Source organism: Kitasatospora phosalacinea, assembly GCF_030268885.1.
GTDB classification, from domain to species: Bacteria; Actinomycetota; Actinomycetes; order Streptomycetales; family Streptomycetaceae; genus Kitasatospora; species Kitasatospora phosalacinea_C.
On sequence record NZ_BSSA01000001.1, the window covers coordinates 326772 to 348981 of the forward strand.

Genomic DNA, 22210 nt, shown 5'->3' on the forward strand with positions numbered 1-22210 from the left:
CGAGCACAGAACCCCCACGGCGCGGGGTGCTTTTCACATCTTCCGGTGACCATTCATCAACTCTGGGTAGCGTCCACGGTCCCTGGAACACAAGAGCTTGGGCGAGCGGCGGACGCCCCTCGCAGGAGGCACCCGATGGGATCGATGGACCACTTCAGCTTCGGCTGGCTCACGCCGACGCTCTCCTACGCGATGGCCTGCGTCGGCGCGGCCCTCGGCCTGCGCTGCACGCTGCGTGCGCTGTCCGCCACCGGCGCCTCCCGGCGGAACTGGCTGCTCACCGCGGCCGCCGCGATCGGCTCCGGGATCTGGACGATGCACTTCGTCGCCATGTTCGGCTTCACCGTCGACGGCACCGACCTGCGCTACGACGTGGCGCTGACCGTCCTCAGCCTGCTGGTCGCGATCGCCGTCGTCGGCCTCGGCGTGTTCGTGGTCGGCTACGGGCGGCACCGCGGCCGCAGCCTGCTGCTGGGCGGGCTGACCACCGGCGTCGGCGTCGCCGCGATGCACTACCTCGGGATGTCCGCCGTCCGCATCCACGGCGAACTGCGCTACCAGGTCGGCACCGTGGCGCTGTCCGTGCTGATCGCGGTCGGCGCCGCCACCGCCGCGCTCTGGGCCGCCGTCACCATCCGCAACGTGTACGCGGCCGCCGCGGCCTCGCTGGTCATGGGCATCGCCGTCAGCTGCATGCACTACACCGGCATGGCCGCCGTGCATGTCCACATGGAACCCGCCCGCACCGGCCTCGGCGGCGCCACCCCCATGCAGTTCGTCTTCCCGCTCGCCGTCGGGCTCGGCTCCTTCCTCTTCCTCACCTCCGCGTTCGTCGCGCTCTCCCCGACCGCGCAGGAACGCGCCGCCTACCGCGAGGCGGGCGAGCTCACCGTCGAGGACCTCGGCCGCGCCGCCTGAGCCCGACGCCGTACGCCGCCCACCCCCCGTACGCCGGTCGCCCCCCGCACGCCAGCCGTCCCCGTCCGGGCCCTCCCGCACACCCGCCGCCGCCCCGACGACCCCGTAGCCCGAAAGGCCGCCACACCCATGCGCGCAAGCCGAGGCACCTCCCGCAGCGGACCGCCCGCCCCCAGCACCCCGCGCGGACCGGCCCGCAGCCGGCCCGGTGCGCCCCGGCGAGGGGCCCACGCCGGGCCGCCCGCCGACGAGACGCCGATCGCGCTGCCCGCGCCCGTCCGGGTCGGCCTGCGGCCCCGGACCGTCCGGGCCCGGATCGTGGCCGTGCTGATGGTGCCGGTGGTGTCGGTGATGGCGCTGTGGGCGTTCGCCACCGTCACCGCCGCCGGGGACGTCTGGGAGCTGCTGCAGGTCAAGCAGGTCGACGCCACCCTGCGCACCCCGCTCGACCGCACCGTCACCGCCCTGCAGGCCGAACGCGCCGCGGCCGGGCAGCTGCTGGCCGCTCCCGGTGCCGACCAGGAGGCCGCCCTGCGCGCCGCCGCCCAGGAGACCGACCGGGCCGCCGCCCCGCTCACCCTCGCCCCCGGCTACAACCGGGCCGACGCCGAAGGGCTCGGCCCCGAGGCGGCCGACCGCCTGGACGCCCTCGCCCGCGCGGTCGCCGCCCTCCCCGTCCTGCGCGGCCGACTCCTCGACCGCAGCATCCCCTGGAACGACGCCTACCTCGTCTACACCGCCGCCGTCGACGACGCCCTCGCCACCACCGGCTCGCTGAGCGCCCTGCAGGACCACCGGGTGGCCGCGGACGCCCGCGTGCTGCTGGAGTTCGCCCGCTCCCGCGAGCAACTCGCCCGCGAGGACGCCCTGGTGCGCGCCGCCCAGCGCAGCAGGCAGCTCACCGAGGCGCAGTACCGGCAGATCGTCCAGGCCGGGTACGCCCGCGCCCAGTTCGAGCAGACCGCCGTCCCCGACCTGCGCCCCGCCGACCGGGCCGCGCTGGCCGCCTTCACCGGTGGCCCCCAGTACCAGGAACTGCGGCGCTACGAGGAGCAGTTGCTCAACGCCTCGAACCCGTCCGACGCCCTGCAGAGCGTCCCCGACACCCGCTGGGCCGCCGTCACCGACGCCGTCGCGCACGCCCTGGCCGACGTCGGACGGCAGGCCGGCGCGGCCGCCGCGGAACGCTCCGACCCGTACGCGCTGGGCCTGTTCAGCACCTCCGGCGCCACCGTGCTGCTCGGCCTGGTCGCCGTCCTCGCCTCGCTGCTGATCTCGGTCCAGATCGGCCGCGGCCTGGTCGCCGAACTGCACGCCCTGCGCAACTCCGCCCTCGAACTCGCCGGGCGCAAACTCCCGGCCACCATGCGGAGGTTGCGGGCCGGGGAGGAGGTCGACGTGGACGCCGAGGTGCCCCCGCGGGACCACGGCGGCGACGAGATCGGCCAGGTCCACCACGCCCTGGACAGCGTCCAGCGGGCCGCCGTCACCGCCGCCGTCGAACGCGCCGAGGTGCTCTCCGGGGTCTCCGGCGTCTTCGTCAACCTGGCCCGCCGCAGCCAGGTCCTGGTGCACCGCCAACTCACCCTGCTGGACGCGATGGAGCGCCGCACCGAGGACCCGGCCGAACTCGACGACCTGTTCAAGCTCGACCACCTCACCACCCGGATGCGCCGCCACGCCGAGGGCCTGATCATCCTCTCCGGTGCCGCCCCCGGCCGCGCCTGGCGCAAGCCCGTCCCGCTCACCGACGTGGTCCGGGCCGCCGTCGCCGAGGTCGAGGAGTACGCCCGGGTCGACGTCCACCGCCTCCCGTACGCCGCCGTCACCGGCCCCGCCGTCGCCGACCTCACCCACCTGGTCGCCGAACTCGTCGAGAACGCCACCGGGTTCTCGCCCCCGCACACCAAGGTCCAGATCCGCGGCGAGCAGGTCGGCAACGGCTACGCCCTGGAGATCGAGGACCGCGGCCTCGGCATGGGCCCCGAGGCGCTCGCCGACGCCAACCGGCGGATCGACGCCAGCGAACAGGTCGACCTCTTCGACAGCGACCGCCTCGGCCTGTTCGTGGTCAGCCGCCTCGCCAAGCGCCACGGCGTCAAGGTCGCCCTGCGACCCTCCGCGTACGGCGGCACCACCGCGATCGTGCTGCTGCCCACCGACCTGCTCGACCAGCGCGAGAGCGAACCCCGGCCGGACGAAAGGGAGTTGGTCACCGTGCCGGAACTCCCGCCGTTGGCACGGCCGTCGACGCCCTTCCCGGGGCAGGCCCCGGCTCCCGCCGGGCCGTTCCCGGCCCCGCGCCCGGCCGCCCCGACGGCCCCCGCGGCTCCGGTGGCGCCCGCGCCGCCGGTGCAGGCGCTGCCCTCGCTGGCCGTGCCCGCCGAGCAGGAGGACGAACTCCCGCGCCGGGTGCGGCAGGCCAGCCTCGCCCCGCAACTGCGCGAGGCCCCCGAACCGCCCCGCCCCGGCCGGCGCCCCGCCGGTCCGGCCGACCGCGACCCCGAGCAGGCCCGCTCCGCGATGACCGCCTTCCAGCGCGGCTGGCAGCGCGGCCGCGGCAGCGGCGACCCCTACGAGCACCGCACCGACCACCACCCCCACGACAGAGGAGACCGCGCCCGATGATCGGCACCACTCGCCAGAGCGGCGAACTCAACTGGCTCCTCGACGAGTTGGTCACCCGCACCGCCCGGGTCAGGTTCACCGTCATGCTCTCCGCCGACGGTCTCCCGATGGGCAACTCCACCGGCCTCGGCCGCGAGGACGCCGAGCACCTGGCCGCCGTCGCCTCCGGCTTCCACAGCCTCGCCAAGGGCGCCGGGCGGCACTTCGACGGCGGCGAAGTGCGGCAGACCATGGTCGAGTTGGAGCGCGGGTACCTGTTCGTCGCGGCCGCCGGACAGGGCTCCTGCCTGGCCGTCTTCGCCGAACCCGACGCCGACCTCGGTCTGGTCGCCTACGAGATGGCCCGCCTGGTCCGCCGGGTCGGCGAACACCTGCACGCCGCCCCGCGCGGCTACTAGCCCAGCCCGAAACCCCAGGAGAAGAAGGGGAGTCCGCCGATGGCCTACCCGCCCCGGGAGTACCTGCCCGGCACCCCGTTCGGCTACCCGCCGCCGCCCGACCGCCCCGTCCAGTGGTACGACGAGGACGCCGGGCCGATGGTCCGCCCCTACGCCCTCACCAAGGGCCGCACCCGCCCCGGCCAGCCCTTCGACCTGATCGCGCTGGTCGTCACCGACGTCCCCGACCCGACCGTGCTGCCGGTCGGCCCCGAGCAGATCGCCATCCTGGAGATCTGCCGGGGCAACGCCCTGTCCGTCGCCGAGATCGCCGCCGACCTCGACCTGCCGCTCGGCGTGGTCCGGGTCCTGCTCGGCGACCTGCTCGACGGCGAGCACATCCGGGTCAGCCGCCCCGTCCCACCCGCCCTCCTCCCGCACGAACACATCCTCCAGGAGGTCATCCATGGGCTTCGCGCCCTCTGACAGCACCGACCTCGCCCTGAAGATCCTGGTCGCCGGGGGCTTCGGAGTCGGCAAGACCACCCTGGTCGGGGCCGTCAGCGAGATCAAACCCCTGCGCACCGAGGAGCAACTGACCGCCGCCGGGGCCCACGTCGACGACCTCGGCGGCGTCGAGCGCAAGACCACCACCACCGTCGCCATGGACTTCGGCCGGATCACCATCCGCGAGGGCCTGTCCGTCTACCTGTTCGGCACCCCCGGCCAGGACCGCTTCTGGTTCCTCTGGGACGAACTCGCCCAGGGCGCCCTCGGTGCCGTCGTCCTCGCCGACACCCGCCGCCTCACCGACTGCTTCCCCGCCGTCGACTTCTTCGAGCACCGCGGCATCCCGTTCGTGGTCGCCGTCAACCGCTTCGAGGGCAGCCGGTCCTTCCGACCGGCGGACGTGTCCAAGGCGCTGGACCTCGACGGGGCGACCCCCGTGGTGCTCTGCGACGCCCGCGAACGCGCCTCCGGCAAGGACGTCCTGATCAGCCTGGTCGAGCACGCCGGGAAGGTGCACGCGGCCCGGGTGCTGGCCCAGGCCCGCAGCTGAGCCCGCGGTTCCCCGTCCCGGTCGCCGCGCGGACACCGGGACGGGGCGGGGCGGCCGGTCAGTGCTCCTGGCCGACCCGGTCGACGACGCGCTCCTCCAGCGCCGCCGTGGTGTAGACCGCGTTCCGGTCCGCCGCGAGCTGCGCCGCGGTGGGCTCGCCCACCGGCGGGGTGCCGTCCGGGCCCACCGGCGGGAGGTACGCGAGCAGCACCTCGCGCACCCCCAGGTAGGCGCCCGTCCGCGCGTCGAAGATCAGGGCCACCCGTTGGGTGCCGTTCGTCCCGACCACGGCCACGCCCCCGCGGCCCTCCGCGTCCACCTGGTCGGTCACCACCGAGGTGCCCGGGAGCATCGCCGCCGCCCGCATCAGGGCCCCGGCCACCGCCGGGGGAGCGGAGACGTTCTGGAAGACCGTCTGGACGTCCGCGAAGGCCAGCTGGTTGCGCTGGGTCTCCGTCATCGCCGAGGGCGGGGACACCTGCCGGGAGCGGTCGGCCGTCAGCAGCAGCTGCTTCAGCGCGACCGGGTCGGTGGGCAGCGAGGAGAGGTACCGGTAGGTGATCCGCTCCGGGAAGCCCGGCTCCACGCGGACGCCGTCCTGCACGAACAGCCGCTCGGGGGTCGACTCGATCGCGTTCGGGTCCCGCCCGGGGCGGGTCATCTGCGGATCGATCACCCCGCCCTCGGCCCTCCCGTCGACGGACCACCAGATCCTCCGCTCGTGCCGCGGCCACTGGCCGCCGTCCTGGACCTCCCTGGTGTAGGTGAACTGCCCGTCCCGCGCCCCCGGATCGGGCCGGGCGGCCACGGCCGCGGCCGCCCGGTCGAGCAGCCCGGCGGCATCGGTCGGCTCCGGCCCGGGCACGGCCGGGGCGGACGCCGACGGCGAGGGCGGTGCGGTGGCGGCGGACGGCGAGGCGCTGCCGCCCCCGGCCGGACCGGCGGGCGCGGGCTGCGCGCCGGGGTGCCCGGGCAGCAGCAGCGCGGTGGCGGCCACCGCGGTGACCGCCAGCGGCGACGCCACCAGCCACACCAGCTTCCGCCGCGGGGCCCGCCCCGCGCGCCCGGTGGGCTCGGCGTGCTCGGCTCGGCCGATCTCGTTCATCAGGTGCTCCTTCAGCAACCGGTGGCGGTCGGCGGCGAGCATCTCGGGCCTGTCGTTCATCGGACGTCCCCCTGCAGCGACCGGGCCGCGACGGCGCGGCCCTCCCCTACCTGTCCGGAGCCGCCCGCCGGTTCCGGGCCCCCCGCCAGTTCCTCCTCGGCGAGCGCCCGCAGCCGCCCCCGGGCCCGGGAGAGCCGGGAGCGCACCGTGCCGACCGGCACGCCCAGCGCCTCCGCCGCCGAGGCGTAGTCCAGCCCGACCCACACGCACAGCCGGAACACCTCCCGCTCGCCGCGCCGCAGCCGCCCCAGCGCCCGCCGGACGGCGGCCAGCCGGGCGCCGTCGTCGAGCCGGGTGACCAGTTCCTCGGTGAAGTCGGGCACCGCCTCCCGCTCGGGCAGCCGGGCCAGCGCCGCCCGGTGCCGACGCCCCGCCCGGGCGGTGTTGCGCAGCACGTTGGTGGCGATGCCGAACAGCCAGGGCCGCACCGACCCGCCCTCCTCGTGCAGCGTGCCGCGCAGCCGCCACGCCTCCAGGAAGGTCAGCGAGACGACGTCCTCGGCCGCCGCCCAGTCGCCGAGCGTCCGCAGCGCGTACCCGTACACGGCGTCGGCGTGCTCGTCGAAGAGCTCCCCGCACGCCCCTTGGTCCCCGGCGCGCAACCGCGCCCGCATCGAGAGTTCCACCTCCCCTCCTGTCCGCAGCCGCCCCGGAGTTCCCGCTCCGGCGGGGAAATCCGGGTGCCCGGCCCGCGCGACAGCCCCTACCATGGCGGACGTGTTCCCCACCCGTGACTAGGACCCCGCACCGCGACCGCCCGCCGCACCCGGCGCCGCGGTCGCTCCGGCGTCCCCGTCCACCGGCGCACCGCGTGCGCCGTCCCGTTGAGGAACCCCTTTCGCCATGTCCACGTCCTACCTGGCCGTGCTGCGCACCCCCGGCGCCGCCCGGCTGATCCCCGCCGCCCTGCTCGGCCGCCTCTCCTACGGCACCCTCCCGCTCTCCCTGCTGCTCGCCGCCGCCGACACCACCGGCTCGTACGCCCGGGCGGGCTGGCTGACGGCCGCGTTCTCCACGGTCAGCGTCCTGCTCTTCCCGTTCCGCGCCGGGCTGGTCGACCGGTACGGCCCGCGCCGGACCCTGCCCCCCATGGCGGTCGGCTACGCGGCCGCCCTGCTCGCCCTGACCGCCGCCACCTGGCACCCCGGCACGCCGTACGGGCCGCTGCTGCTGCTCGCCACCGCCGCGGGCGTCCTCGCCCCGCCGCTCGGACCGGTCACCCGGGCCCAGTGGAGCCTCCTCGCCACCGACCCCGAACTGCGCCGCCGGGCCTACAGCCTGGACACCGTCGCCGAGGAACTCCTCTACGTCACCGGCCCGCTGCTGGCCGGCCTGCTCGCCGGCACGGCCCGCCCCGCCCTCGGCATCCTGCTCAGCGCGGCCCTCGCCCTCACCGGCACCCTCGCCCTGGCCGCCGTCGCCACCCCCGTCCCCGCCACCGCCACCGGCAGCGCCCCGCCGCCCCGCTCCGGCACCCGCCGCCTGCTCGACCGGGCCCGCCAGCCCCTCTCCGCCGCCGCGGGCGCGGGCGCAGGGCTCGCCGCGTTCTCCCTGCTCGCGGCCGTCTTCGCCGCCCGGCACGGTCGGCCCGCGGACGTCGCCTGGGTCGAGGCGGCCCTCGCCGCGGGCAGCGCGACCGGCGGACTCGTCCTCGGCGCCACCGACTGGCGCGCCCCCGCCGCCACCCGCCTCACCGTCCTGACCGCCGCGCTCGCCGCCGCCCTCGCCCTCGCCGCCCTCGCCCCCAGCCTCCCGGCCCTGGCCGCCGTCGCCGCCCTCACCGGCCTCACCGTCGCCCCCACCCTCACCACCGCCTACCTCCTCACCGACGAACTCGCCACCCCCACCGAACGCACCCGCGCCGGAGCCTGGGTCAACACCTCCTTCAACGCGGGCAGTTCCACCGCCACCGCCCTCACCGGCACCCTCCTCACCCACCTCCCCCTCCCCGCCTGCCTCCTCCTCGCCGCCACCCCGCCCCTCGCCGCCCTCGCCCTCCGCCGACGGTAGGGAGGCCCCGTCAGAGAGCGCCGTCAGGGGCTCGGGGAACGGCGAGTCCGTGCTGCTTCGGGCCCCTGGTTGTTCCCCGCTCGCCGATGAGTTCCGGCCGCGGGAGTCGTCCAACCCGGTATGGCACGAATCAACGTCAACGGAACCACCCTGGGCATCGAGTCGTTCGGCGACGACCGCGCCCCGCTGCTCCTGCTCGCGGGCGGGACGACGATGCTCTCCTGGCCCGACGAGCTGTGCGGGCGCCTCGCCGCGGGAGGCCGTCGCGTGGTGCGCTACGACCTGCGCGACAGCGGCGAGTCGGAGACGGTCGACCCGGAGGCGCCCGCGTACACCCTGCGGACCCTCGCCGCGGACGCGGCGGCCCTCGTCGACGCGCTCGGCGGGGGCCCGGCGCACCTCGCGGGGATCGGCGTCGGCGGGATGGTCGCGCAGGTCGCGGTGCTCGACCACCCGGGCGCCTTCTCGGCGCTCACCCTGGTCGGCACCCGTCCGGTCGCCCCCGGCCCGGCCGACGCGGACCTGCCCGAGCACGACGGGCCGACGACGGGACGGCTGTTCGCGCGTCCGATGCCGGACTGGTCCGACCGCGCGGCGGTCGCCGAGTTCGCCGCCGCCGGGGCGGAGGTCCTCGGCAACGACCCGGCCGCCGCCCGCGCCACCGCCGCCCGGATCTGGGACCGCACGCCCGGCACCGCGCCCGCGGTCCAGCTGGCCAACCAGATCGGCCTGGTGTTCTCTCGGCTCGACTGCACGCCCCGCTGGCGCGAGCGCCTGCCGGAGATCGGCGTCCCCGCGCTGGTCGTGCACGGCGCCCGCGACCCGTTCTTCCCCCTCGGCAACGGCGAGGCGCTCGCCCGGGAGATCCCGGGGGCGCGGCTGCTCGTCCTGCCGGAGGCGGCGACGGCGCTGCCCGCGGCGGCGGCCGGGGAGGTCGCCGGAGCGATGCTCAGGCTGCCCTGACGGGGCCTGCGGCAGGGGTGCTGCGCAGCAGCTTCTCCGCGACGGCCAGGTTGACGATCCAGGAGGCCCAGGCGCCGGAGGTGTAGACGACGGAGGCGGGCAGGCCGGTGGGGGAGAGGAGGACGAGCCAGAGGCGGAAGGTCACGGCGGTGAAGATCAGGGCGTAGGAGCGGAGCATCCACCTGCGGTGGGCGGCGACGCGGCCGTGGCGGGCGTGGTGGACGCCGAGGGCGGTGGTGGTGAGGGTGAGGACGTCGAGCAGGGCGAAGCCGAGCGGGGAGAACGGCGGGTGGAGCCCGTGCGGGGCGATGAGCAGGCCGCCGACGCCCAGTGCGGCGGTGGCCAGCGCGTAGGTGCGGCCGGTCCAGCGGTGCAGGGCGGGGCGGCGGGCGCGCAGGCCGGGCAGGAACTGGAGCGGGCCGAGGGCGAGGGCGAGGACGCCGCCGCCGACGTGCAGCAGCAGCGGGGCGAGGTGGGCGAGGTAGACGGTGCGCTGTTCGGCGAGGAAGGTGTCGGGGTCGAGGGTGAAGTAGCGGGCCGAGAAGGCGGCGACGAGCAGCGCGAGGGCGGGGACGGCGATCCGTCCGGCCCGTCGCAGGGCGCCGGACGTCGGTGCGGCGGCGGGGAGTTCGGTCGCGGCAGGGCGGTGCGGTGTCATGGCCCGGACGCTACGGAGCGGCGCTGACCTGCGGCGTCCCCCTGCCGGGGTGATCGCCCGTACCCCAGCTGGGGTACGACCCGGACGGGCCCCGGAGGTCCGTGGCCGCCGGGGCGGGGGGACGGTGCGGTCGGGTAGGTTCTCCCCGGACGCCGGGGCCGGACCGCCCCGCCCCCACCAGCACCGAGGACACCGCCCGATGCCGCCCGATGTCGTCAGCAGACTCCGACTCCCCGCCCTCACCCGGGCGTTGGGCCGTGTCCCGGCCCCGCTCGCGGACGCCGCGCCCGCCGCGGTGCTGTGCGCCGCGATGCTGGTCGAGCGCCTCGGGGCCGCGGCCCGGATCGGCGGCCGGATGCCGCTCGCACTGGCCCTGACGGTGCTGCTCGCCGCCGCGGTCGCAGCCCGCCGCCGGGCCCCGCTGGCGGCGTACCTGCTGGCGACGCTGGCGCTGACGGCCGAGGCGCAGGCCGTCGCACCGAGCCCGATCTCGCCGTACGCCAACCTGCTGGGGGCGTACGCGGCGGGCCGGTACGGGGGGCGCGGGCGGGCCTGGTGGGGGCCGCCGCTGGTGGTGGTCGGGGTGGTGGGCTACTTCGCCGGGCAGGACGTCGAGGCGGTGATGCCGGCGGGCGTGCTGGCGGTGTGGCTGGCGGTGTGGGCGTTCGGCTGGGCGGGCGCGTTCCGGCTGGCCGAGCAGGCCGCCGAACGGCGGCGCGCCCGGGCGGAGTTGCTCGCGGAGGAGCGCAACCGGATCGCCCGCGAGGTGCACGACCTGGTCGGCCATTCGCTGAACCTGATGCTGGTGCAGGCCGGTGCGGCCCGCCGGTTGATCGACCGCACCCCGGAGCGCAGCCGCGAACTGCTGGTGGAGATCGAGCGCACCGGCACCGACGCGCTCGGCGAACTGGACCGGGTGCTCGGCCTGTTGCGCGGCACCGCGTCCCAACTTCCGTCCGACGCGCCGGACTCCGAGCCCGGTGTCGCCGAACTCCCGCGCCTGACCGAGCGGATGGCGCAGGCCGGGCTGGCCGTCGCACTGCACCGCGACACCCCGCCGCTGCCCCCGGAGCAGGACCGCTGCGCGTACCGGGTCGTCCAGGAGGCGCTGACCAACGCGCTGCGGCACTCCGGCGCCGCGCAGGCCGGCGTCCGGATCGTCGGGCGGGCCGACGGCACCCTGATCGAGGTCACCGACGACGGCTCCGGCCCGCCGCCCGGCCACCGCCCCGGCCGCGGCCTGACCGGCATCGCCGAACGCGCCGCCCGCCTGAACGGCACCGCCCAGCACGGGCCCGGGCCGAACGGCGGCTTCCTGGTCCGGGTCCTGCTCCCCGCCGGGGACGGCCGGTGAGCGCCCCCGACACCGCCGTCGGCCCCGGCCCCGCCCCCGTCCGGGTGCTGATCGCCGACGACGACCCGCTGCTGCGCGCCGGGCTCGCCGTGGTGCTGGGGACCGCGGACCGGATCGAGGTGGTCGGCCAGGCCGAGGACGGGCTGCGGGCCGTCGAGCTGGCCCGGGCGCTGCGGCCCGACGTGGTGCTGATGGACGTCCGGATGCCCGGCTGCGACGGCGTCGAGGCCACCCGCCGACTGGCCGGGTCGCCCAGCCGGGTGCTGGTGCTGACCACCTTCCACCACGACGCGTACGTGTGGGGCGCGCTGCGCGCCGGGGCGGCCGGGTTCCTGCTCAAGCGGGCCTCGCCGGAGCGGCTGATCGACGCCGTGCACGCCGTCGCGGCCGGGGAGGCCGTCCTCGACCCGGCCGTCACCCGCGACCTGCTCGGCCACCTGCTGGCCGCCCCCGCCCCGGAGCCCGCCCCGGTCGACCCCGGTCCGCTGGCGGCGCTCACCGTCCGCGAGCGCGAGGTGCTGCGACTGGCCGCCGAGGGCCACCCCAACGAGGAGATCGCCGCGCTGCTGCACCTCGCCGAGTCCACCGTGAAGACGCACGTCAAGCGGATCCTCGGCAAGCTCGGCGCACGCGACCGCTCGCAGGCGGTGGCCGCCGCCTACCGGCACGGGTTGATGGGGCCCCGGCCCGGCCGTCCGACCGGGCCGGGCACTTCGTGACACTCCGTCACTGACGGGGTGTCAGGACGAGCGGCGGTACGGTCGTACATTGAGCGGATGATCGTGGAGAACGGGCCGGGGCCCGCGCGGCCGCTGCGCTACGGGTGGGGCCCGTCCGGGCGACGGCTCGCCGAGCAGGGCCGGTGGGAGGAGCTGCTCCAGCGCTTCCGGCTGGCCAGGGCCCTCGGCGACCCGCTGTCCGGCCCGCTCGGCCACCTCGTCGCGTACGGCGCGCCCGCGCCCCTCGCCGCCCGGCTCTTCGACCCCGGGGGCGGCCCGGGCGCCCCCGCCACCACCGCCGACCACGACGCCGGACCGCTCTGGGAGGTCCTGGCCACCCGCCACCCCCGCCCCGTCCTCGACGCCCTCCCGCTGCCCCCCGAGATCCGCCGCCTCGCCGCCCACACCCGCGCCCTGCTCGGCGAGGAGCCCGGCGACGGCCCCGCTGGGAGCGCGACCGACGAGGGCGGCGTGCCGTACCGGCTGCGGCCCTGGGAGGACGGCGGCTGGGAGCGCGACACCCGGGTCCGCGAGTACCTGCCCGGCGGCGGCGCCCGCCGCGCCCTGCACCTGGCCCCGCCCACCCGCGAAGGGCTCGCCGTCCTCGAACTCCCCAACCCGGGAAGCCGGTTGACCGGGGTCGCGGCCACCGGCGCGCTGGCCGCCCTCTCCGACTGGACCACCGCCGTGTGCGTCCGCGGCCGCGCCGCCGACGCCGTCGCCCAACTCGCCGCGGGCCCCGACGTCACCGGCGGCCACCTGCCGTTCGCCGCGCTCTACCCCGCCCTGGTCCACCTCGCCTCCGCCCGCCCCGACCGCGGAGCCGCCCAAGGACGCCTCGCCGTCTGGCAGGTGCTCGCCGCGATGGACGGCACCCCCGCCCCCGACCGCACCGCCGCCGACGCCCTGGTCGCCCGCCTGCGCTGCCTCACCTGGACCGAACCCGCCGACGACCTCCGCCACCTCCACCTCGCCCTCGAGGACCCGGCCACCGGCCTCGCCTGGGCCCTCTCCGGCACCACCCCCGACCCGGCCTGAGCGGGCGCGCATTCAGGGGCCCGGGGAACGGCGAGCACGGGGCTGCTCCCGGTGCACTGCCGTTGCGCGCCGTGGCTTCGGGTTCCGTTACCGCGGCCCGGAGCAGCACGGACCTCCGATGGGCTCCGGCCGTCAGCAGCCCGGACCCGCCGTTCCCCGGGCCCCTGAACACGACTGCCGGGAACCGGCGAACCCCCGCTCGCGTGGAGGTGGTTGATCACGCGAGCGGAGGCCGGATGGGAACGACGGTGCTGGGGTGGAAGGGCTGGCGGGTGCCGGCGAACGGGTGCGCCTGGGTGCCGCTGACGGTGGCGTTCGGGGTGTGGGCGGCGCTCCGCGGCAGCGGCCGGGCCGACGGGGCCTGGCACTGGTGCCTGACGCAGGACGCCGAGGGGCTGCCCGGCCGGTTCTGGCCGAAGGCGGCGGTGATGGGCGTCTGCGTGCTGGCGCTGCTGCTGCTCGCCGCCCCGCTGGCCCGGCTGCGGGGCAGCGCCTGGTGGCTGTGGCCGGTGCTGCTGCTGGCCGGGTACGCCCTGGCCGCGCTGTACGCGTACGGGATGGGCGCCCCGGCCGACGTCCCGGCGGGGGTGGAGCCGGACTGCGACCCGATGCCGCGCTGGCCGTTCGGCCCGTCGTACTTCGAGTGGCTCAGGAGCCGGTGACGGGCTGCTCCGCGGCCGGCGCGCCGGACTGCGCGGGCAGGTCGACGGCCGCCGCGGTGGCGCCCTCGTCGTAGGGGAGCGCGCCGGACAGCACGGACGCCAGCCGGTCGCGGTCGAGCTCGCCGGTCCAGTGTCCGATCAGGACGGTGGCGACCGCGTTGCCCGCGAAGTTGGTGAGCGCCCGGGCCTCCGACATGAAGCGGTCGATGCCGACGATCAGGCCGACACCGTCGACGAGTTCCGGCTTGTGCGACTGCAGGCCGCCCGCCAGGGTGGCCAGGCCCGCGCCGGTGACGCCCGCCGCGCCCTTGGAGGCGAGCACCATGAACAGCAGCAGGGAGAGCTGCTCGCCCAGCGACATCGGCTTGTCCATCGCCTCGGAGACGAAGATGGACGCCATGGTGAGGTAGATCGCGGTGCCGTCCAGGTTGAAGCTGTAGCCGGTCGGCACGGTGATGCCGACCACCGGGCGGCTCACCCCGAGGTGCTCCATCTTGGCGATCAGCCGGGGCAGCGCGCTCTCCGAGGAGGAGGTGGAGAGGATCAGCAGGAACTCCCGCCCGAGGTAGCGCAGCAGGGCGAACACGTTCACCCCGGCGGCCAGCCGCAGCAGCAGGCCCAGCACCACGACCACGAACAGCACGCAGGTGACGTAGAAGCCGACCATGATCACGGCGAGGCTCTTCAGCGCCGCCGTGCCGGTGGCCCCGACCACCGCCGCCATCGCGCCGAACGCGCCGACCGGCGCCACCCACATGATCATCGACATCACCTTGAACACCAGCTTCTGCAGGTGCTCCACCCCGCGCAGCACCGGCGCCCCGGCGGCGCCCATCGCCTGCAGCGCGAACCCGACCAGCAGCGCCACCAGCAGGGTCTGCAGCACCTGGCCGGAGGTCAGCGCCGACACCAGGGTGGTCGGGACGATCCCGAGCAGGAACTCGGTGGTCGACTCCGCGCCCGCCGCGGCCTGCGCGTGGCCGGACTTGGCGAGGGCCGCGGTCAGGTGCAGCCCGCTGCCGGGCTCCAGCAGGTTGCCGACCAGCAGGCCGATGCCGAGCGCGACCGTCGAGGTCAGCAGGAAGTAGCCCAGGGCCAGGCCGCCGACCCGGCCGACCTTCGCGGCCCTGGTGACCGAGCCGACGCCCAGCACGATCGTGCAGAAGATCACCGGGGAGATCATCATCTTGATCAGGTTGACGAACCCGGTGCCCACCGGCTTCAGCTCCACCGCGAACCCCGGGGCCGCCAGGCCCACCACCACGCCCGCGACCACCGCGGCGATCACCGCCAGGTACAGGTAGTGGGTCCGGTCGGACCTCCCGGTCCCGGACTTCCTCGCGCCGGGCGGCGCTCCGTGCTGGGTCGGCTCCATGCTCGCGGCTCCTTCGCCGTAGGCTCGTGGGGGTCGGGCCCGATGGGTGGCGGGCCGCGGCCCGACTATCCGGCCCGGTCGCGGCCGGGGCACGCTTGCGGTCATAGCGTTCACGCCGCCGCCCCGGCCCCTCCGCGCCCGGCCCCGGACGTGCACACTGGTCGGCATGGACCCGACCGGCGCGCCGCCCCCGCACCGCCGTCGGCGCAGCCTGGCCGGGCGGCTGTTCGCCGTCCAGGTGGTGATCGTCGCCGCCGTGGTCGCGGGCGGCGCCGTGCTGGCGTACCTGTTCACCGCCCACCGCGCCGAGGACGCCGCCCTGCGGCAGGCCACCGCCGTCGCCCTCGCCGTCGCCGACACCCCCACCGTCCGGGAGGCCGCCGCCCGGCCCGACCCCAGCACCGTCCTGCAGCCGTACGCCGAGCAGGTCCGCACCGACACCGGCGTCGACTTCGTCACCGTGATGGCCCCCGACGGCACCCGCTGGACCCACCCCGACCCGGCCAGGATCGGCCGGCCCTTCCTCGGCCACACCGACCGGGCCCGCGCCGGGCAGACCCAGCACGAGACGTACACCGGAACCCTCGGCCCGTCCGTCCGGGTGGTCACCCCCGTCCTGGACGACCGGCACCGCGTGGTCGCCCTGGTCAGCGCGGGCATCACCGTCGACAACATCACCGCCCGGCTGCGCACCCCGCTGCTCGCCCTCACCGGCGTCGCCGCCGCCGCGCTCGCCCTCGGCGCCACCGCCAGCTACCTGCTGGCCGCCCGGCTGCGGCGGCACACCCACGGGATGGACGCCGAACAGCTCGCCCACCTGTACGACTACCACCAGGCGACGCTGCACTCCGTCCGCGAGGGGCTGGTGCTGCTCGACCGCGAGCACCGCGTCCTGCTGTGCAACGACGCCGCCCGTGAGCTGCTCCGACTCCCTTCGGAAGCCAACGGGCTGACGGTACGTCAGCTCGGTCTGCCGGGATCGCTCACCCGGGCGCTGGAGAGCGACGAGCCCGTCCGGGACGAGGTGCACCTGACCGCCGAGCGCGTCGTGCTGCTCAACACCTCCCCGGTCGGGCCCGGCCTCGGCAGTGTGGTCACCCTCCGCGACCACACCGAACTGCAGGGGCTCACCGGCGAGTTGGACAACGTCCGGGGCATCGCCGCAGCCCTCGACGCGCAGGCCCACGAGGCCGCCAACCGGTTGCACGCCGTCGTCTCGCTGATCGAACTCGGCCGCCACCGCGAGGCCGTGGAGTTCGCCACCGCCGAACTCGCCCTCGCCCAGCGGCTCACCGACCAGGTCGTCGGCGCCGTCGCCGAACCCGTGCTCGCCGCCCTGCTGCTGGGCAAGGCCGCCCAGGCCGCCGAACGCGGCGTCGACCTCGCGCTCACCGAGGACAGCCGGATCGACGACGGCGTGCTCCCCGACCGCCTCACCCCGCGCGACCTGGTCACCCTGCTCGGCAACCTGCTCGACAACGCCATGGACGCCGCGATCGAGAACGCCGCCCATGCCGCCCCCGCGGTCGCGGTCACCGCCCGCACCGAGGACGGCCACCTGCTGCTGCGGGTCGCCGACACCGGCCCGGGCCTCGACCCCGCCGCCGCCGAGGACGTCTTCCGCCGCGGCTGGACCACCAAGCAGCACGGCCGCGGCCTCGGCCTCGCCCTGGTCGCCCAGACCGCCCGCCGCAACGGCGGCGAGGTCCGGATCGACCGGGCGGACGGGCCCGGCGCCGTGCTCACCGTCCGCCTCCCGCTCCAGCGCACCGAGCGCCGGCCCGCCGAGCTCCGGCCCGTCGAGCTCCGGCCCGCCGGGCCCCCGCGCGCCGAGCTCCCGCACGCCGAGTTCCCGCGCACCGAAACGGACACCGCCCCGTGACCGACCGGCCCATCCGCGTCCTGGTCGTCGAGGACGACCCCGTCGCCGCCGACGCCCACGCCCGCTACGTCGCCCGCACCCCCGGCTTCGCCGTCGCCGCCGTCGCGCACTCCCGCGCCGCCGCGCTGCGCGCCCTGGACGCCCACGCCCCGGTCGACCTGCTGCTGCTCGACCTCTACCTCCCCGACGGCCACGGCCTGCAGCTGTGCGCCGCGCTGCGCGCCGCCGGGCACGGCGCCGACGTCATCGCCGTCACCTCCGCCCGCGACCTCGCCGTGGTCCGCCGGGCGGTCAGCGCGGGCGTCGTCCAGTACCTGCTGAAACCCTTCGGCGCCGCCGCCCTCGGCGACCGCCTGCGCCAGTACGCCCGCTACCGGGCCAACCTCGACCGCCCCGGCCAGGCGCTCGGCCAGGACGAGGTCGACCGGGCCCTGGCCCTGCTCCGCGGCGCCGACCGCAGCAGCCTCCCCAAGGGCCTGGCCGCCGACACCCTCGACACCCTCGCCACCGCCCTGCGCACCGCCCCCGACGGGCTCTCCGCGGCGGCCGCCGCCGAGGCCACCGGCGTCTCCCGGATCACCGCCCGCCGCTACCTCGAACACCTGGTCACCACCGGCCGCGCCACCCGCGAACCCCGCTACGGCCAGGTCGGCCGCCCCGAACTCGGCTACCGCTGGAAGGACGCCTGAGGCCCGCCCCGCTCAGGGACGCTCGGCCAGCACCAGGTAGCGGGTCGGCTCGTCGGTGTACGACAGCGGGGTCCAGCCGTTGGCGGCGAGCAGCGGGAACAGGTGCTCGCGGGCGCGCAGGTCGTCCGGGGTGATCGGACGGCCCTTGCGGGCGGCGAGGGCGGCGCGGCCGAGCGGGTGGTAGAGGGCGAGGCGGCCGCCGGGGCGGGTGACCCGGGCCAGTTCGCGCAGGCCCGCGGCCGGGCCGGGCAGGTGGGAGACCAGGCCCGCGCCGAAGACCAGGTCGGCGACCGCGTCGGGCAGCGGCAGCCGGGTGCAGTCGGCCTGCACCAGGGCGGCGTCGGCGCGGTGCGCGGCGGCCTGCGCCAGCATCTCGGGCGTCAGGTCGACGCCGAGGACGGTGCCCCGGGGCCCGACGGCGGCGCGCAGCAGCGGGAGGGCGCGGCCGGTGCCGCAGCCCGCGTCGATCACGAACCGGCCGGGGGCCAGGCCGGTGTCGGCGATCGCGGCGGCGTAACGCGGGCTGTCGTCCGGGTACTTGCTGTCCCAGGTGGCGGCGCGCTCGGCGAAGAAGGCCCGGGTCTCGGCCAGTTCGCGGGAGTGGGCAGTGGTGTCGTCCATGGACGGGAGGCTACTCGGGGGCGGGCCGTGACCCGTTGCGGTCCGGCTCGTTGGAGGGCTGGGGGTGTCCACCGGGGGCCGGGCGGGGAGCGGGCGGGGGAATCCGCTCACCCGGACGGGTGATCGAAGGGCCTGGTGGCGGCAGCCGTCGAACCCCCGAAGATAAGGTTAGGCTCACCTAACTTTTCAAGGGAGCTCCTGCTGTGACCCTCACCGTCGGCACCCCCGCCGCACCGACCGGCGACGCGATCCTGCGCCGCCAGCGCATCCGCGAATCGGCCGCCCGCACCTACGCCCGGTCCTTCCCGATCGTCCCGGTGCGCGCGAACGGCATGACCGTGGAGGGCGCCGACGGCCGCCGCTACCTCGACTGCCTCTCCGGCGCGGGCACCCTCGCCCTCGGCCACAACCACCCCGTGGTGCTCGACGCGATCCGCCGCACCCTGGACAGCGGCGCCCCGCTGCACCTGCTCGACCTCGCCACCGCCGAGAAGGACGACTTCACCACCGCCCTGCTGGAGAGCCTCCCGGAGAAGTTCGCCGCCAGGTCCCGGGTCCACTTCTGCGGACCGGCCGGGACGGACGCCGTCGAGGCCGCCCTCAAGCTCATGCAGACCGCCACCGGCCGCCGCGGCGCCCTCGCCTTCACCGGCGCGTACCACGGCATGACCGCGGGGGCCCTCGCCGTCACCGGCAACACCGCCGTCAAGGCCCCGCTGCCCAGCGGCGGCGAGGTCACCCGGCTGCCCTACCCGTACGCCTACCGCTGCCCGTTCGGCGTCGGTGGCGAGCGCGGTGCCGAACTCGCCGCCGCCTACACCGAACGCCTCCTCGACGACCCGTCCGGCGGGGTGCTGCCGCCCGCCGCGATGATCCTGGAGCCGGTGCAGGGCGAGGGCGGCGTCGTCCCCGCCCCCGACGCCTGGCTGCGCGAGATGCGCCGGATCACCGCCGAGCGCGGCATCCCGCTGATCCTCGACGAGGTGCAGACCGGCGTCGGCCGCACCGGACGGATGTGGGCCGTCGAGCACAGCGGGGTCGAACCCGACGCGATGGTGCTCTCCAAGGCCATCGGCGGCAGCCTCCCGCTCGCCGTCGTGGTCTACCGCGACGAGTACGACGGCTGGCAGCCCGGCGCCCACACCGGCACCTTCCGCGGCAACACCCTCGCCATGGCCGCCGGCGCCGCCACCCTCCGCCACGTCGCCGCCAACGGCCTGGCCGCCCGTGCCGAAACCGTCGGCGCCCGGATCACCGCCCGCCTCGACGGCGCCCGCGACCGCCTCCCGGTGATCGGCGACGTCCGCGGCCGCGGCCTGATGCTCGGCGTCGAACTCGTCGACCCCGCGGGCGAACCCGACAGCTGCGGCGCCCGCCCCGCCGACCCGCGCCTCGCCGTCCGGGTCCGCGAAGCCTGCCTCGCCCGCGGCCTGATCGTCGAACTCGGCGGCCGCCACGACGCCGTCCTGCGCCTGCTGCCGCCGCTCACCATCACCGACGAGCAGACCGAAGCCGTCCTCGAACGCCTCTGCGAGGCCATCGAGTTCGCGATGCGGCAGCCGGAGGGCGGCAAGTAGGAGCTACAGAAAGGGAAGTGACGGACGGTCGGATACGGGTGAGGGCGGGGCGATGGACGGACAGGGCATGGGCAACGGGGTGGCCGGACTCTCCGGCGGGGTCGCCGGCACGGAGGCCCTGCGGCCGCTGATCGACGAGGTGCTGGCCGGGCTCGGTGCCGGGGCGCGGCGCCGCGGCGGGCCGATCGTGCCGGGCGAACCGGCCGAGGTCGCCGCCGCGGTGCGGGTGGCCCTCGCCGAGGCCCAAGGCCCCGCCGCGCTGGGCCGGTTGGCGGAACTGCTGGCGTACGGGGCGGCCGACCCGGCCGACCCGCACTGCGCCGCCCACCTCCACTGCCCGCCGCTGGCCGTCGCGGTCGCCGCCGACCTCGCCGTCAGCGCGCTCAACCCCTCCCAGGACTCCTGGGACCAGGCACCCGCCGCCACCGCCCTGGAGAGCGAACTGCTCGCCGAACTGGCCGAGTCGGTCGGCTTCCGCCCGGACCGGGCGGCCGGGGTGCTGACCACCGGCGGCACCGAGTCCAACCTGATGGGGCTGATGCTCGCCCGCGACCAACGCCTCGGTCCCGACGTCGAGTTGAACGGCCTGCCGAGCGGCGTCCGCCCCCGCATCCTGGCCTCCGAGGCCGCCCACTTCTCCGTCCAGCGCGCCGCCGCCCTGCTCGGCCTCGGCGAACGCGCCGTCCGCACCGTGCCCGTCGACCGCCAACTCCGGATGGACACCGCCGCGTTGGCCGAAGCCTTCGCCGAAGCGGGCTGGGAGGGCGCCACCACCATCGCCGTCGTCGCCACCGCCGGAACCACCGACACCGGCGCGATCGACCCGCTGCCCGCCGTCGCCGACCTCGCCGCCCGCCACGGCGCCTGGCTGCACGTCGACGCCGCCTACGGGGGCGGCGCCCTCTTCTCGAAGCGGCTCGCCCCGCTCCTCGACGGCCTCGACCGCGCCGACTCCGTCTCCCTCGACTGGCACAAACTCGGCTGGCAGCCCGCCGCCGCCGGAGTCTTCCTGGCCCGCGAAGCCCGCACCTACGCCTCGCTCGCCCGCCGCGCGGTCTACCTCAACCCCGCCGACGACGAAGAAGCCGGCTACCCCAGCCTGCTCGGCCAGTCCCTGCGCACCACCCGCCGACCCGACGCCTTCAAACTCGCCACCACCCTGCGGGTCCTCGGCCGCGACGGCCTCGGCGCGCTGGTCGACCGCTGCCACGAGAACGCCCTGCGGGCGGCCGAACTCATCCGCGCCGCACCCGAGTTGGAACTCCACTGCGACCCGGTCCTGACCACCGTGGTCTTCCGCTACGCCGTGCCGGACCCGGCCGGGAGCGACCGGGTCAACGCCGAACTCCGCCGCCACCTGCTGCGCACCGGCCGGGCCGTCATCGGCCGCACCGAACTCCCCGGCCGGGGGCCGGGCCGCGTCCGCCTCAAGCTCACGCTGCTCAACCCGCACACCACGGAGGCCGAACTGGCGTCCCTGCTCGACGCCGTGGTCGAGAGCGGGAGAACGGGGGCGCGAGGAACTGCGCGCCCAGCCACGTGAACGTCAGCGAGGTCGCGATGTGGGGTGACAGCTTGCACTGTGCGGCGATCTTGCTGACGTGCGACTCCCGCTGCGCGCAGTTCCCCGCGCCCCTGGCGGTGCGCTCCCCGGCGGTGCGCTCCCCGATGGTGCGCCCTTCGTTCCCTACACGCCTTCGAGCAGGATGCCCCGGAGGGTGTCCCACTGGTCGGGGTCGGCGGCGACCAGGAGGCCGTTGGTGCCGGCGAGGGGTTCGGGGTGGTAGGGGGTGCCGTCGAAGCGGGCGCTGCGGCCCCCCGCTTCGGTGACGAGGAGGGAGCCGGGGGCGTGGTCCCAGGGGAGGGTGCGCCAGTAGAGGAGGAAGTCGTGGGCGCCGGTGGCGACCAGGGGGTACTCGATGCCCGCGGCGCCGCGGCCGGGGTCGAGCGGGCCGAGGGCGAGGGTGTTGGCGAGGAGCCGGTGGCCGGTGGGCGGGGCGAAGTAGCGGGTCTTGACGATGCCGGTCCACTTCTCGGGGGCGGTGGTGACCTTCGGCAGGGTGAGCCGTTCGCCGTTGCGCCAGGCGCCCGCGCCGAGTTCGGCGCTGTAGGCGGTGCGGGTGCAGGGCTGCCAGATCCAGGAGGCGACGGTCTCGCCGCAGCGGACCAGGGAGGCCATCACCGCGTACGAGGGGTGCCCGGCGACGAAGTTGCGGGTGCCGTCGACGGGGTCGACCAGCCAGGCGGCGGGTTCGTCGCGCAGGGCGAGGGCGAGGTCGGGGTCGGCGGCGACGGCCTCCTCGCCGACGACGGGCACGGGGAGCAGTTCGCGCAGGCGGCGGGCGATGATCCGTTCGGCCTCGCGGTCGGCGACGGTGACGATCTCGCCGGGGGCCTTCTCCATCACCTCGCCCTCGGCCAGCGACCGGAACCGCGGCTCCACCGCTTCGGCCGAGGCTTCGACCAGGATCTCGGCGACCTTCTCCATCAACACGCCCGTGCTCCCTTCACCGC

The 22210-nt window shown here is 76.4% G+C and carries 21 protein-coding genes; 15 read left to right on the forward strand and 6 right to left on the reverse strand.

Annotated elements, in window-relative coordinates; all coding sequences use genetic code 11:
* The first annotated feature begins 135 nt into the window (after positions 1–135).
* From QSK52_RS01380 to QSK52_RS01400, 5 genes are all read left to right on the forward strand, one after another.
* Entirely contained in the window at positions 136–918 is a 783-nt protein-coding gene (locus tag QSK52_RS01380; protein WP_285732532.1) for an MHYT domain-containing protein, read from the forward strand.
* A gap of 129 nt (positions 919–1047) precedes the next feature.
* On the forward strand, positions 1048–3546 hold the full coding sequence (locus QSK52_RS01385) for a nitrate- and nitrite sensing domain-containing protein (RefSeq protein WP_285732536.1): 2499 nt from the start codon (positions 1048–1050) through the stop codon (positions 3544–3546).
* Positions 3543–3944, forward strand: a complete 402-nt coding sequence (locus tag QSK52_RS01390) for a roadblock/LC7 domain-containing protein (RefSeq protein WP_033254616.1) — start codon at positions 3543–3545, stop codon at positions 3942–3944. Before QSK52_RS01385 ends, QSK52_RS01390 begins: the two co-directional genes overlap by 4 nt.
* A gap of 39 nt (positions 3945–3983) precedes the next feature.
* Complete coding sequence (locus QSK52_RS01395; protein ID WP_285732538.1) at positions 3984–4409, forward strand: DUF742 domain-containing protein; 426 nt, start codon at positions 3984–3986, stop codon at positions 4407–4409.
* The gene (locus QSK52_RS01400; protein ID WP_285732540.1) at positions 4390–4983 is read left to right on the forward strand and encodes a GTP-binding protein; all 594 of its coding nucleotides are present in this window, start codon (positions 4390–4392) and stop codon (positions 4981–4983) included. The genes QSK52_RS01395 and QSK52_RS01400 overlap by 20 nt, the downstream gene beginning before the upstream one ends.
* Positions 4984–5041: 58 nt before the next feature.
* On the opposite strand, the gene QSK52_RS01405 is transcribed toward QSK52_RS01400, so the two are convergent.
* Both QSK52_RS01405 and QSK52_RS01410 read right to left on the reverse strand, forming a co-directional pair.
* On the reverse strand, positions 5042–6148 hold the full coding sequence (locus QSK52_RS01405) for a CU044_5270 family protein (RefSeq protein ID WP_285732542.1): 1107 nt from the start codon (positions 6146–6148) through the stop codon (positions 5042–5044).
* On the reverse strand, positions 6145–6774 hold the full coding sequence (locus tag QSK52_RS01410) for an RNA polymerase sigma factor (protein ID WP_435053140.1): 630 nt from the start codon (positions 6772–6774) through the stop codon (positions 6145–6147). Before QSK52_RS01410 ends, QSK52_RS01405 begins: the two co-directional genes overlap by 4 nt.
* Positions 6775–6991: 217 nt before the next feature.
* Here QSK52_RS01410 and QSK52_RS01415 point away from each other — a divergent pair, with 217 nt between their 5' ends.
* Together QSK52_RS01415 and QSK52_RS01420 are read left to right on the forward strand one after the other, a co-directional pair.
* Positions 6992–8158 carry an MFS transporter gene (locus QSK52_RS01415; protein WP_285732545.1) on the forward strand — a complete coding sequence of 389 codons (1167 nt, stop codon included), beginning with the start codon at positions 6992–6994 and terminating at the stop codon, positions 8156–8158.
* 120 nt (positions 8159–8278) lie between these two features.
* A complete protein-coding gene (locus tag QSK52_RS01420; protein WP_285732546.1) occupies positions 8279–9121 on the forward strand; it encodes an alpha/beta fold hydrolase in 843 nt (280 codons plus the stop codon).
* Here QSK52_RS01420 and QSK52_RS01425 read toward each other — a convergent pair.
* Positions 9108–9779, reverse strand: a complete 672-nt coding sequence (locus tag QSK52_RS01425; protein ID WP_285732548.1) for a DUF2306 domain-containing protein — start codon at positions 9777–9779, stop codon at positions 9108–9110. The genes QSK52_RS01420 and QSK52_RS01425 overlap by 14 nt on opposite strands.
* A gap of 199 nt (positions 9780–9978) precedes the next feature.
* On the opposite strand from QSK52_RS01425, the gene QSK52_RS01430 reads away from it, so the two are divergent.
* From QSK52_RS01430 to QSK52_RS01445, 4 genes are all read left to right on the forward strand, one after another.
* A complete protein-coding gene (locus QSK52_RS01430; protein WP_285732551.1) occupies positions 9979–11133 on the forward strand; it encodes a sensor histidine kinase in 1155 nt (384 codons plus the stop codon).
* Positions 11130–11852 (forward strand): response regulator, encoded by a 723-nt coding sequence (locus tag QSK52_RS01435; RefSeq protein WP_285732553.1) that lies wholly within the window; start codon positions 11130–11132, stop codon positions 11850–11852. Before QSK52_RS01430 ends, QSK52_RS01435 begins: the two co-directional genes overlap by 4 nt.
* Positions 11853–11909: 57 nt before the next feature.
* On the forward strand, positions 11910–12890 hold the full coding sequence (locus QSK52_RS01440; RefSeq protein WP_285732556.1) for a hypothetical protein: 981 nt from the start codon (positions 11910–11912) through the stop codon (positions 12888–12890).
* 236 nt (positions 12891–13126) lie between these two features.
* On the forward strand, positions 13127–13552 hold the full coding sequence (locus tag QSK52_RS01445; RefSeq protein WP_285732557.1) for a hypothetical protein: 426 nt from the start codon (positions 13127–13129) through the stop codon (positions 13550–13552).
* On the opposite strand, the gene QSK52_RS01450 is transcribed toward QSK52_RS01445, so the two are convergent.
* The gene (locus QSK52_RS01450) at positions 13539–14927 is read right to left on the reverse strand and encodes a cation:dicarboxylate symporter family transporter (protein WP_285732558.1); all 1389 of its coding nucleotides are present in this window, start codon (positions 14925–14927) and stop codon (positions 13539–13541) included. The genes QSK52_RS01445 and QSK52_RS01450 overlap by 14 nt on opposite strands.
* Positions 14928–15093: 166 nt before the next feature.
* On the opposite strand from QSK52_RS01450, the gene QSK52_RS01455 reads away from it, so the two are divergent.
* Complete coding sequence (locus QSK52_RS01455; RefSeq protein WP_285732559.1) at positions 15094–16809, forward strand: ATP-binding protein; 1716 nt, start codon at positions 15094–15096, stop codon at positions 16807–16809.
* Complete coding sequence (locus QSK52_RS01460) at positions 16806–17498, forward strand: response regulator (protein WP_285732561.1); 693 nt, start codon at positions 16806–16808, stop codon at positions 17496–17498. Before QSK52_RS01455 ends, QSK52_RS01460 begins: the two co-directional genes overlap by 4 nt.
* A 12-nt stretch (positions 17499–17510) precedes the next feature.
* Here the strand turns inward: QSK52_RS01460 and QSK52_RS01465 are convergent, their stop codons facing one another.
* Complete coding sequence (locus QSK52_RS01465; protein WP_285732563.1) at positions 17511–18119, reverse strand: class I SAM-dependent methyltransferase; 609 nt, start codon at positions 18117–18119, stop codon at positions 17511–17513.
* 203 nt (positions 18120–18322) lie between these two features.
* Here QSK52_RS01465 and QSK52_RS01470 point away from each other — a divergent pair, with 203 nt between their 5' ends.
* A complete protein-coding gene (locus QSK52_RS01470; protein WP_285732565.1) occupies positions 18323–19696 on the forward strand; it encodes a diaminobutyrate--2-oxoglutarate transaminase family protein in 1374 nt (457 codons plus the stop codon).
* A gap of 52 nt (positions 19697–19748) precedes the next feature.
* Positions 19749–21239, forward strand: coding sequence for a pyridoxal phosphate-dependent decarboxylase family protein (locus QSK52_RS01475; protein ID WP_285732567.1), 1491 nt, complete (start codon positions 19749–19751; stop codon positions 21237–21239).
* Between the two features lie 144 nt (positions 21240–21383).
* On the opposite strand, the gene QSK52_RS01480 is transcribed toward QSK52_RS01475, so the two are convergent.
* Positions 21384–22184 carry an inositol monophosphatase family protein gene (locus QSK52_RS01480; protein ID WP_285733402.1) on the reverse strand — a complete coding sequence of 267 codons (801 nt, stop codon included), beginning with the start codon at positions 22182–22184 and terminating at the stop codon, positions 21384–21386.
* Positions 22185–22210: the final 26 nt, after the last annotated feature.